At 63.9% G+C, this 15,329-nt stretch carries 13 protein-coding genes; 6 read left to right on the top strand and 7 right to left on the bottom strand.

The genetic code is table 11. The annotated features are described in order from the left end of the window. The coding region (locus tag EOA75_RS15665; protein ID WP_164747404.1) for an NAD-glutamate dehydrogenase at window positions 1-3,799 on the bottom strand (3,799 nt) is incomplete at its 3' end. A 125-nt stretch (window positions 3,800-3,924) separates the two neighbouring features. Between EOA75_RS15665 and EOA75_RS15660 the strand changes: the two genes are divergently transcribed. From EOA75_RS15660 to EOA75_RS15650, 3 genes are all read left to right on the top strand, one after another. After that, the gene (locus EOA75_RS15660; protein ID WP_067324931.1) at window positions 3,925-4,488 is read left to right on the top strand and encodes a peroxidase-related enzyme; all 564 of its coding nucleotides are present in this window, start codon (window positions 3,925-3,927) and stop codon (window positions 4,486-4,488) included. A 241-nt stretch (window positions 4,489-4,729) separates the two neighbouring features. After that, a complete protein-coding gene (locus EOA75_RS15655) occupies window positions 4,730-5,053 on the top strand; it encodes a hypothetical protein (protein ID WP_127215287.1) in 324 nt (107 codons plus the stop codon). A gap of 362 nt (window positions 5,054-5,415) precedes the next feature. Then, a complete protein-coding gene (locus EOA75_RS15650) occupies window positions 5,416-6,042 on the top strand; it encodes a DUF1062 domain-containing protein (RefSeq protein ID WP_067324929.1) in 627 nt (208 codons plus the stop codon). 56 nt (window positions 6,043-6,098) lie between these two features. On the opposite strand, the gene typA is transcribed toward EOA75_RS15650, so the two are convergent. Continuing rightward, a complete protein-coding gene (gene typA / locus EOA75_RS15645; RefSeq protein ID WP_067001463.1) occupies window positions 6,099-7,928 on the bottom strand; it encodes a translational GTPase TypA in 1,830 nt (609 codons plus the stop codon). Window positions 7,929-8,122: 194 nt separating this feature from the next. On the opposite strand from typA, the gene EOA75_RS15640 reads away from it, so the two are divergent. Next, the gene (locus tag EOA75_RS15640) at window positions 8,123-8,407 is read left to right on the top strand and encodes a hypothetical protein (RefSeq protein WP_245457033.1); all 285 of its coding nucleotides are present in this window, start codon (window positions 8,123-8,125) and stop codon (window positions 8,405-8,407) included. Window positions 8,408-8,505: 98 nt separating this feature from the next. Here the strand turns inward: EOA75_RS15640 and EOA75_RS15635 are convergent, their stop codons facing one another. Both EOA75_RS15635 and EOA75_RS15630 read right to left on the bottom strand, forming a co-directional pair. Further along, window positions 8,506-10,080, bottom strand: coding sequence for an alkaline phosphatase (locus tag EOA75_RS15635; RefSeq protein ID WP_127324610.1), 1,575 nt, complete (start codon window positions 10,078-10,080; stop codon window positions 8,506-8,508). A 136-nt stretch (window positions 10,081-10,216) separates the two neighbouring features. Then, window positions 10,217-11,500, bottom strand: coding sequence for an MFS transporter (locus EOA75_RS15630; protein WP_127324609.1), 1,284 nt, complete (start codon window positions 11,498-11,500; stop codon window positions 10,217-10,219). A 78-nt stretch (window positions 11,501-11,578) separates the two neighbouring features. Here EOA75_RS15630 and EOA75_RS15625 point away from each other — a divergent pair, with 78 nt between their 5' ends. Then, window positions 11,579-12,196: a TetR/AcrR family transcriptional regulator gene (locus EOA75_RS15625; protein WP_095824171.1), complete on the top strand. Its 618-nt coding sequence runs from the start codon at window positions 11,579-11,581 to the stop codon at window positions 12,194-12,196. Between the two features lie 213 nt (window positions 12,197-12,409). After that, entirely contained in the window at window positions 12,410-13,000 is a 591-nt protein-coding gene (locus EOA75_RS15620; RefSeq protein ID WP_127324608.1) for a hypothetical protein, read from the top strand. Window positions 13,001-13,282: 282 nt separating this feature from the next. Here EOA75_RS15620 and ppa read toward each other — a convergent pair whose 3' ends face one another. The 3 genes from ppa to EOA75_RS15605 form a co-directional block, all read right to left on the bottom strand. After that, window positions 13,283-13,816, bottom strand: coding sequence for an inorganic diphosphatase (gene ppa, locus EOA75_RS15615; RefSeq protein ID WP_067001447.1), 534 nt, complete (start codon window positions 13,814-13,816; stop codon window positions 13,283-13,285). Between the two features lie 215 nt (window positions 13,817-14,031). Then, window positions 14,032-14,538, bottom strand: a complete 507-nt coding sequence (locus tag EOA75_RS15610) for a GNAT family N-acetyltransferase (protein WP_067324917.1) — start codon at window positions 14,536-14,538, stop codon at window positions 14,032-14,034. A gap of 150 nt (window positions 14,539-14,688) precedes the next feature. Then, window positions 14,689-15,327 (bottom strand): TPM domain-containing protein, encoded by a 639-nt coding sequence (locus EOA75_RS15605; RefSeq protein WP_127215291.1) that lies wholly within the window; start codon window positions 15,325-15,327, stop codon window positions 14,689-14,691. Between the last annotated feature and the right edge of the window lie 2 nt (window positions 15,328-15,329).

Here is a 15,329-nt window from a genome sequence, read left to right as displayed (position 1 = left end):
GCTCGGCCCTGGTCAACGGCTCGCCGCGAGCCTCGCGCTCGGCAAGCGCCGCCGGCGAAGGCAGCGTCTCGACGGCGCGGTCGAGCAGGCCGCGCGCTTCGAGCGCCGTCATGAAGCGCGCCTGGTGCGCGATGTCGGCCAGCCCGCGCTTGCGCGCCAGCGACAGCGCCAGCGTCTGCTGGTAGTTGTTGGAAAGCACCAGCGTGCTCACCTCGTCGGTCATCTCGGCAAGCAGCTTGTTGCGCGCCGGCCGCGCCAGCGAGCCTTTGCGCATGGCGGACGCCAGCGCGATCTTGATGTTGACCTCGACGTCCGAGCAGTTGACGCCGCCCGAATTGTCAATGGCGTCGGAATTGCAGCGGCCGCCCTTCATGCCGAACTCGATTCGCGCCCGCTGCGTGACGCCGAGATTGGCGCCCTCGCCGATGACCTTGGCGCGCACGTCGAGCGCGGTGACTCGGATGGCGTCGTTGGCGCGGTCGCCGACATCGGCATTGGTCTCGCCGGAGCCCCGGACATAGGTGCCGATGCCGCCGAACCACAAAAGATCGACGGGCACCTTGAGGATGGCGTTCATGATCTCGACCGGCGTTGCCGTGGTCTTGGCGAGGCCGATCGCAGCGGCCGCCGCCTGCGGCAGCGTTATCGACTTCAGGCTGCGCGAGACGATGACGCCGCCTTCCGACAGCTTTGACTTGTCATAGTCCTGCCACGACGAGCGCGGCAGCGCGAACATGCGCTGGCGCTCGGCCAGCGAGGCCGCCATGTCCGGGTCGGGGTCGATGAAGATGTCGCGGTGGTCGAAGGCGGCGATCAGCTTGGTTGCCGGTGACAGGAGCATGCCGTTGCCAAACACGTCGCCCGACATGTCGCCGACGCCGACGACCGTGAAGGGCTCGGTCTGGATGTCGCGGTTCATCTCGCGGAAATGCCGCTTCACCGCTTCCCAGGCGCCCTTGGCGGTGATGCCCATCTTCTTGTGGTCGTAGCCGGCCGAGCCGCCGCTGGCGAAGGCGTCGTCCAGCCAGAAATTGTGCGTCTCCGAAATGGCGTTGGCCGTATCGGAGAAGGTCGCCGTGCCCTTGTCGGCGGCAACGACGAAATAGGGATCATCCTGGTCGCGCCGCACCACGCCGGCCGGCGGGATGATGCCGTCGACACCGATATTGTCGGTGATCGAAAGCAGGCTGGAGACGAAATTCTTGTAGGCCGAAGTGCCGGCCTCGAAGATCGCGTCGCGGCCGGCGCTCATCGGCAGTTTCTTCGGATAGAAGCCGCCCTTCGCGCCGACCGGCACGATGACCGCGTTCTTGACCTGCTGCGCCTTGACCAGACCCAGCACCTCGGTGCGGTAGTCCTGGGCGCGGTCAGACCAGCGCAGGCCGCCGCGCGCCACCGGGCCGAAGCGCAGATGAACGCCCTCGACCTCCGAGCCGTAGACGAAGATCTCGCGCCAGGGGCGGGGCGCCGGCAGCCCGTCGACCGCCTGCGAATCCAGCTTGATCGCCAGCGACTGTCCTTTGTCTTTCGTATCGGCAACGAAATGATTGGTGCGCAGCGAGGCTTCGATCAGGTTGAGATAACGACGGATGATGGTGTCGTCATCAATGTTGGGCACCTCTTCCAGCGCGTCCTTGATCTTGGCCTTGAGGTGCTTGGCGGCGACCACGCCCTCGGTCTCGGCCGTCGGGCCAAGGCGGGCAACGAACAGCTGATGCAGGCCGCGCGCGATCTCCGGATAGCGGTTGAGCGCGGCGGCGATGAAATCCTGGCTCTGCGGGATACCGGCCTGCTGCAAATAGCGGCCGTAGGCGCGCAGGATCGTGATTTCGCCCGACCAGAGACCCGCGGTCTGGGCAAGGCCGTTATAGCCGTCATTGTCGACGTCGCCGCGCCAGACCGACAGGAAGGCATCCTCGAACAGCGCACCGTCGCCGAGGTCGATCGGCTTGCCGTAGCTGTTCTCCAGCTCCATGTCGTGGATGAACACCATGCCGGAGGCTTCGTCGCCAACCTCGAAGGTGCGCTCGCTGATGACGCGGAAGCCGATATTCTCCAGCACCGGCACGCGCCGCGACAGCGCCACCGGACTGCCGTGGTGATAGATCTTCAGCGCCGCCTGGTGCGGCTTCTGGTCGGCATGGCGGTAATAGTCGATGGCGATTGGATTGGCCGCATCGATCCTGGCGATGCGTCCTGCATCGGCCAGCGCCACGGCCGGCGAGAACGAATCGCGATAGCTTTCCGAAAAGCGCGAGGCAATTGCCGTAAGCGTTGCATCGGCGCCCGATTCCGACACTGCTTCGCGCAGCGCATCGTCCCAGGTGCGCACGATGTCGCGGATCGCTGCCTCTATCGTTGCCGGCTCGACCTTCGGCGTCTTGCCGCCGGAGCGGCCGATGATGAAATGCACACGCGCCAGCCCGCCTTCTGGGAAGGCCGGATAATATGCCGACAGCCGGCCCTGAAATACTGTCTTCAGGTAGGTGCCGATCTTCTCGCGCACGACGCTGTCGTAGCGGTCGCGCGGCACGAAGGCGAGAATCGAGACGAACCGGTCGAACTGATCGACCCGCACCAGCGCCCTGACGCGCGGCCGTTCGATCAGTCCGAGGATGGCTTCGGCGTGCTTCCTGAGGATCGGCACCGGAACCTGAAACAGCTCGTCGCGCGGATAGCTCTCCAGCACGTTGATCAGCGCCTTGCCGGAATGGTCATGTGGATTGAAGCCGGACTTGGCGATGACCGTCTCGGCCTTCGAGCGCAGATAGGGGATCTTCATCACCGAACGCGTGTAGGCGGTCGAGGTGAACAGGCCTACGATGCGCAGCTCGCCTGAAAGCACGCCCTTGGCGGTGTAGGTTTTGACGCCGATATAGTCGAGATAGATGCGCCGGTGCACCAGGGACTTGGCATTGGCCTTGGTGACGATCAGAGGTTCCGGCCCATGCAGGAAGGCGCGGATCTCCGGCGTTGTCGACACCGCCTCGGTGCCGCGCCTGAGAACCAGGACGTCGGGATCCGCGAGGATGCCGAGGCCGGGTTTGTCGGCGCGCTCCAGCATGCCGCTCTTCTCGCCGCCGGTGTAGTTGAACTCGCGCATGCCGAGGAAGGTGAAATTGTCGTCTCGCAGCCATTCGAGGAAGGCGATCGCCTCGGTGACATGCGCCTTGTCGAGCGGCACCGGCGCGTAGCGGAATTCCGAGATGGCCTGATCGAGCCGGGCAAGCATCGGCTTCCAATCGGCGACGGCGGCGCGCACCTGGTCCAGCAGCTTCTTCAGGCGGCCGGCCAGGGCTTCGGCCTGATCCGCCGAAAGGCGGCCGATATGGACGTGGACGACGCTCAGCCGGTCATGGCTGGTTTCGGCCTTGACGGAGCCGCCGTCTCCGAGGATCTCCTCGATGCCGCTCTTGCCGTGCCGGACGACGATGACGGGATGGGTGACCAAAAGCGGCTCGCCGGCGCTCTCGGTGATCTCGCCGAGGATGGAATCGAACAGGAACGGCATGTTGTCGTTGACGACGGTGATGACCGTCATCGGCCGCCCCTGGCGCGTCACGCCGGAATCCACGTCTATGGCAATGATGCAATCGCCCTTTCTGTGCCTGGCGACCGCCCGGCCGGCGAGATCGGCGGCGCGTTCGAGGTCGGCGACGTCATAGGCGGCGATGTCTTCGGCCGGCGTGCGGGCGAGGAGATAGTCGGCGAGCCTGCCGGGCTTTTCGCCTGCCCTTGCCGCGCCTCCTTTTGCCGGACTGGTTTTTTTCGGCTGGCTTGCGGTTTTCAGGCTGGCCATGATGTGAAGTCCCTCCCGTCACATGCTTTTGGGTCTATGGTAGCAGATGAGCGCTATTTGGCGACAAAGGTTTGACGACGCTTTAAGAAAATCGAACCGACGCTCACCCTGCGAGGAGAACGGATATGACCGACAGGATTACGGCGCTCGACCTGGCCCGGGCGGAGCTGAGCGAAGCGACGAAGGCTTATTTGGCCAAATGCGAGGAAAAGCTCGGCCTCGTGCCCAACGTGCTTCTGGCCTACGCCTTCGACGAGAAGAAGCTGCGCGCCTTCACCGACATGTACAACGAGCTGATGCTGGGCGAGTCCGGCCTGTCGAAGCTGGAGCGCGAGATGATCGCGGTCGCCGTTTCCTCGATCAACCAGTGCTACTACTGCCTGACCGCGCATGGCGCGGCGGTGCGCCAGCTTTCCGGTGAGCCCGCTCTTGGCGAGATGATGGTGATGAATTTCCGCGCCGCCGGCTTGCCCGAAAGGGAGACGGCGATGCTGGAATTCGCGGTCAAGCTGACGGAGGAGCCAGCCAAGATCGTCGAGGGCGACCGCGCCGCGTTGCGACAGGTGGGCTTCAGTGATCGCGACATCTGGGACATCGCCTCGACTGCCGCCTTCTTCAACATGTCGAACCGGGTGGCCGCCGCGGTCGACATGCGACCGAACCCCGAATACCACGCCATGGCAAGGTGAGGCTCACCGGCCTCACATTAGCAACGTCGAATTTCTCGTTGCCCGCCCCGCCGTTTGGGTCGATGATCAACGATTGCGGTTAGCCCGCATATCGATGATTGCGGCTAGCTCGCATATCAACGATTGCGGCGTAGCCGCATATCGGATTGCGGCGTAGCCGCATATCGGATTGCGGCATAGCCGCATACCGCTAGGCGGCGCTGCCGCATCCCGGCTCGACGCTGCCGAAAGGGAGGAGAACATGGCGAAATTTCTCTATGTCTATCACGGCTCCGGCAAGATGCCGACCGACGAGGCCGAGCGCAAAGCCGCGATGGATGCCTGGACCGGCTGGTACGACAAGCTGGGTTCGGCTGTGATCGACGGCGGCAATCCTGTCGGCATGTCGAGAACGGTGCTGCCCGGCGGCGTGGTCGAGAACAATGGCGGCAGCAATCCAACCGCCGGCTACACGATCGTCGAAGCGAAGGATATCGACGATGCCGTCGCCAAGGCAAGGGATTGTCCGATCCTGATGAACCCGGCCTTCAGCGTCGAGGTCGCGCCGATCATCGAGATGATGTAGCGCCAAAGCGCCCGAAGGTCGTCACAGTGAAACACGGCGGGCGGCATACTCGTCTTGCCCGCCCGCCGTCGCACGGCTAGAAGAGCCGATCCTTCCCGATTTCGAGTTTCACTTTGCCTCAGTAAACGCCGGTCTCGTCTACTCCCCGAAAGCACGCGCAGGCGCGCTTTGGCGGCGCCTGCATCATTTCATGTGTTCTTCAGGCGGCGGCTCGAGACCGGTTTGGCATTGCTGAGCCGCCGTCGCGCAATTGCGCGGGCGCCTGATTTTCAACCACTACAGCCTTTCGCCACACCGTGCCCGCATGGGCATCTCGGACATTGCCGCGCTGACGGACTTCCCGACGGGAAGGGCCTATCGGCATGTCTCGAACTTTGCGCATTCGCTGGGTGGTCGCGCCCGCAGTCGCGCCTCGACCTCTCATCAACTGCAATCGCTGCGGCGGCGTCAAACCTTACCAATGCAGCGGAAAGTTCCGCGTCAACGCCAACGGCAAGCGCATCGATGCCTGGCTGATCTATCGCTGCACCGACTGCGACAATTCCTGGAACCGAACCATTTTCGAGCGATGCAACCGTCGCGACATCGCACCGGCGCTGATGGCTGCACTGGAGCGCAACGATCCGACGCTGGTCCGACACTATGGCTTCGATGCCGTGGCGCTCAGAAATCGGGTCGGGCGGATCGAAGAATCTCCCGAAGTCACGGTGCGAAAGGAGCCGCTGGATGGCAGGCCGGAAGGCGCGACGGCGCTTTGGCTTGAGCTTCGGCTCGATGCCGCAACGCCCTTGCGGCTTGACCGCTTGCTCGCCGGCGAGCTCGGCATCTCCCGGTCGAGGCTGCAGGCCTGGGAAGCGCGGCGGTTGCTCGCCATCGAACCGTGCGGCGCCAAAGCCCTGCGCAGGCCGGTGCGCGACGGCATGGTGGTACGCGTCGACCTCTCCGGCGAGACCGGCCGTGACGCTGTCGTTTCGGCCGCATGTGCATGAAGTGAAAAGAGAGGGAGCGATGCCCCCTCCCTTGAGTAACTGCCTGGGCTAAAACCCTACGCCGCGCCCATCACCTTGGCCGACTTCTCGAAGCGCTTGCGCTCGTTCGGGTCGAGATAGAGCTTCCTGAGCCGAATGGTCTTCGGCGTCACCTCGACCAGCTCGTCGTCCTGGATCCAGGCCAGCGCGCGTTCCAGCGTCATGCGGACCGGCGGCGTCAGCTTCACCGCCTCGTCCTTGCCGGCGGCGCGGATGTTGGTGAGCTTCTTGCCCTTCAGCACGTTCACTTCCAGGTCGTTGTCGCGGGAATGGATGCCGATGATCATGCCCTGGTAAACCTTGACGCCCGGATCGATGATCATCGGGCCGCGATCCTCCAGGTTCCACATCGCATAGGCGACCGACTCACCCTGTTCGTTGGAGATCAGCACGCCATTGGTGCGGCCGGGCAGCTCGCCCTTGTAGGGCTCGTAGGCATGAAACAGCCGGTTCATCACGGCGGTGCCGCGCGTGTCGGTCAACAGTTCCGACTGATAGCCGATCAGGCCGCGGGTCGGCGCATGGAAGACAAGGCGCTGGCGGTTGCCGCCGGAGGGGCGCAGCTCGACCATCTCGGCCTTGCGTTCCGACATCTTCTGCACGACCACGCCGGCGTGCTCCTCGTCGACGTCGATGACGACTTCCTCGACCGGCTCCAGCAACTGGCCGTCATCGCCCTTCTGCATGACGACCCGCGGGCGCGACACGGCGATCTCGAAGCCTTCGCGGCGCATCGTCTCGATCAGCACGGCAAGCTGCAACTCGCCGCGACCGGAGACGAAGAAGGAATCCTTCTCCGGCGATTCCTCGATCTTGAGCGCCACATTGCCTTCGGCCTCGCGCAGCAGCCGGTCGCGAATGACGCGGCTGGTCACCTTGTCGCCCTCGGTGCCGGCAAGCGGACTGTCGTTGACCAGGAAGGACATGGTCACCGTCGGCGGGTCGATCGGCTGCGCATGCAGCGGCTCGCTCACGCTCGGATCGCAGAAGGTGTCGGCGACGGTGCCCTTCGACAGGCCGGCGATGGCGACGATGTCGCCCGCCTGGGCTTCCTCGATCGGCTGGCGCTCGAGCCCGCGGAAGGCGAGGATTTTCGAGATTCGTCCGGTCTCGATCTGCGTGCCGTCATGGTGCAGCACCTTGACCGCCTGGTTGGGCTTCAGCGAACCGGACTCGATGCGGCCGGTGATGATGCGGCCGAGGAACGGATTGGCTTCGAGGATCGTACCGATCATGCGGAACGGACCGGGATGCACCGTCGGCGCCGGCACATGCTTGACGACGAGATCGAACAGCGGCGCAAGGCCCTGGTCTTTCGGGCCTTCAGGATTTTCCGACACCCAGCCGTCGCGGCCCGAGCCGTAGAGGATCGGGAAGTCGAGCTGTTCGTCGGTCGCATCGAGCGCCGCGAACAGGTCGAACACCTCGTTGACCACCTCGATGTGACGGGCGTCCGGGCGGTCGATCTTGTTGATGACGACGATCGGCCGCAGACCTACCTTCAGCGCCTTGCCGACGACGAATTTGGTCTGCGGCATCGGCCCTTCGGCGGCGTCGACGAGCACGATCGCCGAATCCACCATCGACAGGATGCGCTCGACCTCGCCGCCGAAGTCGGCGTGTCCGGGCGTGTCGACGATGTTGATGCGGGTGCCCTTCCAATCGACCGAGGTCGCCTTGGCCAGGATGGTGATGCCGCGTTCTTTTTCGAGGTCGTTGGAGTCCATGGCGCGCTCGGCGACGCGCTGGTTTTCGCGGAAGGCGCCGGACTGTTTCAGGAGTTGGTCGACGAGCGTGGTTTTCCCATGGTCGACATGCGCGATGATCGCGATATTGCGGAGGTTCATTGTCTGGTCTCGGGAGCGTTGCAGGCAGCAGGCCCGAAAGCGCCGCCTTTTTCGGTTGGGCGGCTCATACAAGGTTTTTCGCAATTGCGAAAGGGGAGGCCCCGCCCCAAATAAATGGTCACTGATTCTTAAACGTCTTGGTGTGAAATGATTCTGTTAACCAAGGCGGAACCTTTGAGGGGCCGGGCAATTTCATGTTCATGACCGATCAGATGTCCAGATTGCGTCCGGTTTTCGCGTGGGCAGCGCTTGGCGTGCTTGTTGCGGCTGGCGCCGCACAGTCGGCGGCCGCCCTGAGAGAAGCTGACCCCTCGCCCCGTGATGCCAAAACCGCGCAGCAGATGTTTGCCGACGCCCCGGACGGGGTCGACCCGATCGTCACCGGCCCGGTCAGCGCCGCCTTCAAGCAGCGCCAGAAGGCAGTCAACTGCGACACCGCCGTCTGGCCGAACATTCCCGCGACCTGCTATCCGGATTAATATTGCGACGGCTACCTGACAAAGGTGGCACTCCGGGACACCCCCCTGTGCCCTGCCGGACTGTCCGGCAGGGCACAGGGGGGTGCCTGGCGCCGACCCTAAGCCGACCGCACCGGATCGAGCGTGACGTTGTAGAGCTCGTTGTCGTCGCGATCCATCAGCCGCACCGTTAGCTGCTCGGTGGCGCCGGAAATGTCGACCAGGCCGAAGAACTGCAGGCCCGCTGATGGCGGCAGGTTCTGGCCCTGCTCGGCGCTCGGCGCCTTGATGAACTTCAGCTCGGGCCCGAAGGTCATGTCGAGATCGTTGGGACCGAAGGTGCCGGCGTGGATCGGGCCGGAGACGAATTCCCAGAACGGGTTGAAATCCTGGAACTGCGCCTTGTCCGGATTGTAGTAATGCGCCGCCGTATAGTGGACGTCGGCGGTCAGCCACACCGTGTTGGTGATGCCGGCGTTCTTGATGTAGCGCAGCAGGTCGGCGAACTCGAGCTCGCGGCCTTTTGGCGTGCCATTGTCGCCGTTGCTGACCGCCTCGGCTCCGGCCTTTTTGGCCGCGTCGTTCCAGACGACGAGGCCGAGCGGCATGTCGGCGGCGATGATCTTCCAGGTCGCCTTGGAATTCGCCAGCTCGCGCTTCAGCCACTGCGTCTGCTGCTCGCCGAGCATGCGCGACTTCGGCGTCAGCGTGTCCTCCATGTCGGGGCCGTTCGGGCCGCGATAGGAGCGCATGTCGAGGAAGAACACGTCGAGCAGCGGCCCGTGGGCGATCTTGCGATAGACGCGTCCCGGTTCCGAAGGTTCGTAGCGGATGGTCGTCATCTCATGGAAGGCGCGCGCCGCGCGGGCCGCCAGCACAGGGATGGATTTTTCCGTGTAGCGGTTGTCGGTCGTCAGGTCCTTCGAATCCGACCAGTTGTTCACCACCTCGTGGTCGTCCCACTGGTAGAAGGTCGGGCAGATGGCGCTAAGCGCGAGCACGTGCTTGTCCATCATGTTGTACTTCCACTGGTCGCGATACTCGTCCAGCGTTTCGGCAACCTTGCGCTTGCCGTCGATCATGACGACGTTCTTCCACTTGCCGCCGCCGGGCAGGTCGACCTCGTCCTTCATGGCGCCGTCGGCATAGATCGTGTCGCCGGAATGGAGGAAGAAGTCAGGCGTGTGCTTGGCGATGGTGGAGTAGGTCTTCATGCCGGTCTCGTCGATGCCCCAGCCCTGGCCGGCGGTGTCGCCCGACCACGCGAAGCGCACGTCGCGCTTCGACGCCGGCGCGGTGCGGAAACGGCCGACGATCGGCTCGGAGACGGCGTTGATGTCGGAAAGATCGGCGGCCGTCATCCGGTAGAAAATGTCCTGGTCGGCGGCGAGGTCGGTGAGCAGCCGCTTCACCGTATAGTCGCTGGCGGGCGAGGTATCGAGCGGCGCCAGCCTGACGGCGTCGGCGAAGCTTTCGGTGGTCGACACTTCGTACATCACGCGCGCCGGCCGGTCGGTGCGGGTCCAGACCATGCCGGAGGTGGCGTCGACATCGCCGGACTGGACGCCGTGGGTGAAGGCCGGGCGCTGATTGGCGCGCGAATAGTAAGGCAACGCGAGTCCGGAGGCGCCGACTAGGCCAAAGGCGCTGGCCGAGGTGACGAAAGCGCGGCGGGTTAACGAGAGCTTGTTCATGGCTGTCTCCGGATGGCGTTGAACGGGACCGCCAACCTCCGGCCTCAATGTTTCAGGCGCATATCGGAACCATGAAATTTTGATAACAGGTCACAGCTCTCCCCTTCTCCCCTTGCGGGAGAAGGGGAAGTCGCGCTTACGCCGCCTGCGGTTCCGGCTCAAAAGCCGGCTTGCTCGTGTTGATCAAGAGCGAAATACAGGCCGCGGCTATGCCGGTCATGCCGGCGATCAGGAAGGCAAGCTCGTAATTGCCCTGCAATTCGCGCATCGTGCCGCCGAAGGCCGCCGCCGCCGCGGCGCCCACTTGGTGGCCGGCGACGATCCAGCCGAACACGATCGGGCCGCTGCGGTCGCCGAAAGCTTCGTTGGCGAGCCTGAGCGTCGGCGGCACGGTGGCGATCCAGTCGAGCCCATAGAGCACGGCGAAGATGATCAGGCTGACGGCCGAGAAGCCGGAATAGGGCAGATAGATCAGCGACAGGCCGCGCACGGCATAATAGACGCCAAGCAGCTTGCGCGGATCGAAACGGTCGGTGAGCCAGCCGGACAGCGTCGTGCCGATCAGGTCGAAGATGCCCATCATCGACAACAGCCCGGCTGCCTGCACCTCGCCGATGCCCATGTCGCCGCAAAAGGCGATGAGGTGCGTGCCGACGAGGCCGTTTGTGGTGAAACCGCAGACGAAGAATGTGGCGAACAGGTACCAGAACACCCTGGTTCCCGCGGCACGGCGCAACGTGTTCAGCGTATGCGCCAGGAAATTGCCTTGCGCGGCCGGCGACACCGGCGGCACGTCGTCGGCATCGGCGCCATAACGCACCTGGCCGATGGAAGCCGGGCGCTCCGGCACCAGCAGAAAGACCAGCGGCACGAGAGCCGCCGTGGCAATGGCGATGGCAACGGCGACCGGCTTCCAACCTCCCGACTGAGCCAACGAGGCGAGCAGCGGCAGGAACACCAGCAGGCCGGTCGCGCTCGAGGCGGACATCAGCCCCATCACCAGGCCGCGATTGGTCTTGAACCAGCGATTGACGATGGTGGCGCCGAGCACGGTGGCGACCGCGCCCGAGCCGATGCCCGAAAATACCCCCCATGTGAGCAGCAGATGCCACGGCTTGGTCATCAGCAGGCTGAGCGCTGTGGAACCCGACATGATCAGCAGCGCGGCAAGCAGCGTGCGGCGTAGCCCGATCCGCTCCATCAACGCCGCGGCAAACGGCCCGGTGAGGCCATAGAGGAAGATGCCGACAGCGGCGGCAAGCGAGACGACATCGCGCCGCCAGCCGAAGCTCTTTTCCAGCGGCAGCATCATGACCGCCGGCGCGGAACGAAGCCCGGCGGCGATCAGCAGGCAGAAGAAGATGACTGCGACGACGACGAAGGCGTAGCGCTGGCCAAAGGGACGGGAATGAGCTATCATGTTACTGACCGGTACGTTGCAATGGAGCGGCGCCATTCATACGTACCGGTCAGTAACATTGTCAAGCGAGTTTGTTGAATGCCATCGGACAATAAAATTGAAGCGTCGATCAGCGGAGCCGGCACGGCACCGGCGCCGAAGGCTGCCGACAAGATCCTCGACGTGGCGCGCGATCTGTTCTATCGCGAAGGCATCCGGGCGATCGGCGTCGACGAGATCGTCAGGCGCGCCGGCGTCACCAAGCCCAGCCTGTACCGGACCTTCCCGTCCAAGGACGAACTCGCCGCTTCCTATCTGCGCAAGTACGACCTCGAATTCTGGCAGCGGTTCGACGACGCCGTGGACGCGCATCCTGGCAACCCGCGCGCTCAGATCATCGCTTTCCTCACCCGCGTGGGCAAACGCACGCAGAGGCCGGACTATCGCGGCTGCGGCATGACCAATGCGGCGGTCGAATATCCCGAGCACGGCCATCCCGCGCGGGTGGTGAGCGAGAACAACAAGCAGGAATTGCGCCGGCGCCTGCGCGCCATGGCGGCAGCGATGGGTGCGAGTGATTCCGACACGCTGGGCGATGGGCTGCTGCTGCTGATCGAGGGCGCCTATATCAGCGGCCAATTGTTCGGCCTCGGCGGACCGGCGGCATCAGTCGCCCGTAACGCCGATCTGCTGATTGAAGCCAGCTTGAAGAACTAGTGGTCCGCTGCTTCGGCGCTTTTCCTGCAACGTCGGCTGTTGGCGAAACCATCGAGGAGAGCGCCCCTCTCCCCGTCGCTATACAGGGAGAGGATGCCGGCAGGCAGGTGAGGAGCAGCACCGGCCTAGACAATTGACCCTTCGCGCCAACCCGGCTTCCTAGGCTCACGCGGGTTTTAACGCTACGCTGCTGCACCAAACGGAGGTCTTCGGATGCGCGCCTGCCTTGCTCTTACTGCCTTTGTCATCCTTGGTGGCTCGGCCCATGCCGGCGACATTTCCAGCGACTATACCGACCTCGACTGGAAGAAGGACTGCGTGACCTACGCGCAATCGGAAGAAGGCGACGGCGACTGGGCGAACCTCGCCTGCGCGGGCTATCGCGGCTATCCGGTGCTGATCGGCTATGACGACGCGCGCGAGTCCGTCTACTACGGTTTTCCCTCCGACGACATGACCGCCATCTGGGAGAGTTTCTCCGGGTTCAACACCGCTGGGGCGAAGGTCGAGTGGCGCATCGAAACCAATGGCGACAAGGCGGTGCCCTTCGCCGTCATTCATCGTCGCGAGATCAGCAATCCCGAAAACGAAAACAAGCCGACCGAGGTGCTGGTCGTCGCCAAGGTCGCGCAGCCGGAGGAGCATGAGGGCTGCACAATCGGCCTCGTGCTCGCTACCGGCAACCCTCAGGCCAACGATCAGGCCCGCAAGCTCGCCGACCAAAAGGCGAAGGGTTTTGCTTGCGGCAAGGACAAGCGCGAGGTGATCGGCAACGTGCCGGACTTCGGGCGAGTAGATAACTAGAAATCAGAGGGTGTTCGACGAATGCGAGACGGCGAAGGTTGCGCATCCGTCATCCTTGGGCGGAGCAAGGAGCGAAGCGACGCGGCGCAGACCCAAGGATCCATGCCGTTACATCAAGGCGTTGCCACGGTGCAGTAATTCTGTTCCGTAACGATCTTCGCGCGACCTCACGGCATGGATCCCAGGGTCTCCGCGACGGAGCTGCGCTCCTGCTTCGCCCTGGGATGACGACGTTGAGGGCTTCGCCCAAGCCCCATCGCCCAGCCGTTGGCTGCCGCTTACTTACTTGACCGCCTTCGCCCGTTCGATCGCCTCGACGATCATCTTCTTGGCATAGTTGGAATCGTGCCAGCCCTCGATCTTGACCCATTTGCCGGGCTCGAGATCCTTGTAGTGCTCGAAGAAGTGCTGCACCTGCTGGCGGGTGATTTCCGGCAGGTGCGTGTATTCGGTGACATTCTCGTAGCGCAGCGTCAGCTTCGGCGAGGGAACCGCGATCACCTTCTCGTCCTGGCCGGCATTGTCTTCCATGATCAAGACGCCGATCGGCCGCACATTGATGACGCAGCCCGGCACCAGCGCGCGCGTGTTGCAGACGAGCACGTCGATCGGGTCGCCGTCCCCCGACAAAGTGTGCGGCACGAAGCCGTAATTGCCGGGATAGCGCATCGAGGTGTGCAGGAAGCGGTCGACGAACAGCGTGCCGGCCTCCTTGTCCATCTCGTACTTGATCGGCTCGCCGCCGATCGGCACCTCGATGATGACGTTGATGTCCTCGGGCGGATTCTTCCCCGTTGGTACGGCTTCGATGCGCATGCTGAAATCCCTCTCTCGATTTGTGAGATCGATAGCGGGCGGCGCGTCATGGTGCAATGCGGCGAATAGCACTGGACGCTAACGGAAGCGCACAGTTTGTGATGGATTGTAACCCAATGCATGTCGCCCAACACTGCGCAGCGGTTTTGGGCGAACGATATGCATCAAACGAAGACTTGAAGCACGTCACCCCAACGCGTTTTAAGTGGCGGCCATCATTCCCAGACGAAGGCAACCTTCTTCAGCGCCTTCTGCTCGAAGACCTCGACGCCTTCGGCGACGTCGCGGCCGCCATTGCCGGCATAAAAGGCCAGCGCGTTGTAATTGTCTTCCAGCGCCCACACCACCAGGCCTCTGAGCCCATGGTCGGCAAGGCGCGTCCGCGCCGCCTTGAACAGCCTGCTGCCGAGGCCGATGCCCTGATATTCCGGACGCAGGTACAGCTCGTAGATCTCGCCCTGCTGCCTGAGCTCGCGGGCGCGGTTCCTGCCGATCGTGGCATAGCCGGCGATCGTGCCCCCGATCTCGACCACCAGCACGGTAGCCGCCTTGCGAATTGCGTTCGCCCACCAATCGGGGCCGCGGCGATTGATCATGGCCGTCAGCGTGCGATGCGGGATGATGCCGGAATAGGCGCCGCGCCATGCCTCCTGGTGCACGTCCGCGATAGCCATTGCATCGCGAGGGTCGGCTTTCCGGATGTCGATCGTCAGCGTGTTCATGATTTGTTAATCATAAACCCGCTTGGCCCGACTGCAAAGAGTCCCGCGCTGTCGCGCCCGCGCTTTCTCACAAACGAGCTTGGCGGCATCGGAGGCGCCGAAAACCAGCCCTCACCAGGCCCCGGCAGAGCAGATTTTCAGTCAGTTCCGTCAGATCTCGACGAGATGGTCATCCAATTGATTGGTGTCGCCGGCGGTAACCGGGAAATGCTCGGCCAGCACCGCGCCGACCGATTCGATCGCCTTGGCGAAACCGTCGGCGAGTCGGTCGTCGCCCGCGTGCTTTGTCAGGTCCCGCACCACGCCATCCCAGACATGCTGGCCGACCTTAGCATCGATGCCGCTGTCGGCCACCACCTCGGCATAGCGCTCGGCGATCGAGACGAAGATCAGCACGCCCGTCCTCGCCTGGGTGCGGTGGACGTTGCGCGCGAGAAATTGCTTCATCGCATTGGCATGCGCCGCCTGGTAGCGCAGCCGTTTCGGCACGAGGTGAATGCGCAAGCCGGGCAGCGCCCAGAGGAGCGCAAGGATGCAGCCAAACGCCAGAAGCTGAGCAAGCACGAAATGCGGCAAACGGATGGTCAGCCACAAGGCTTCCAGCCCGTAGGCCACTGCGAGGCTGACGACAATCGTGGCGAGCGCCGCCGCGAACGCGGCCGGGAAGAAATAGCCGTCGCTGGACCCCGCCACGACGCAGTATATCTCGCCGTCGGTCCTTGCTTCCGCGGCACGGATGGTCTCGGCGATGCGGTCATGGTCCTCGGGGCTGATCGGTCGCGTTGCCATGG

The organism is Mesorhizobium sp. M1A.F.Ca.IN.022.07.1.1, assembly GCF_003997575.1.
GTDB lineage: Bacteria > Pseudomonadota > Alphaproteobacteria > Rhizobiales > Rhizobiaceae > Mesorhizobium.
The sequence above is the reverse complement of the archived record's forward strand: the minus strand, read 5'-3'. Positions and strand labels throughout refer to the sequence as shown.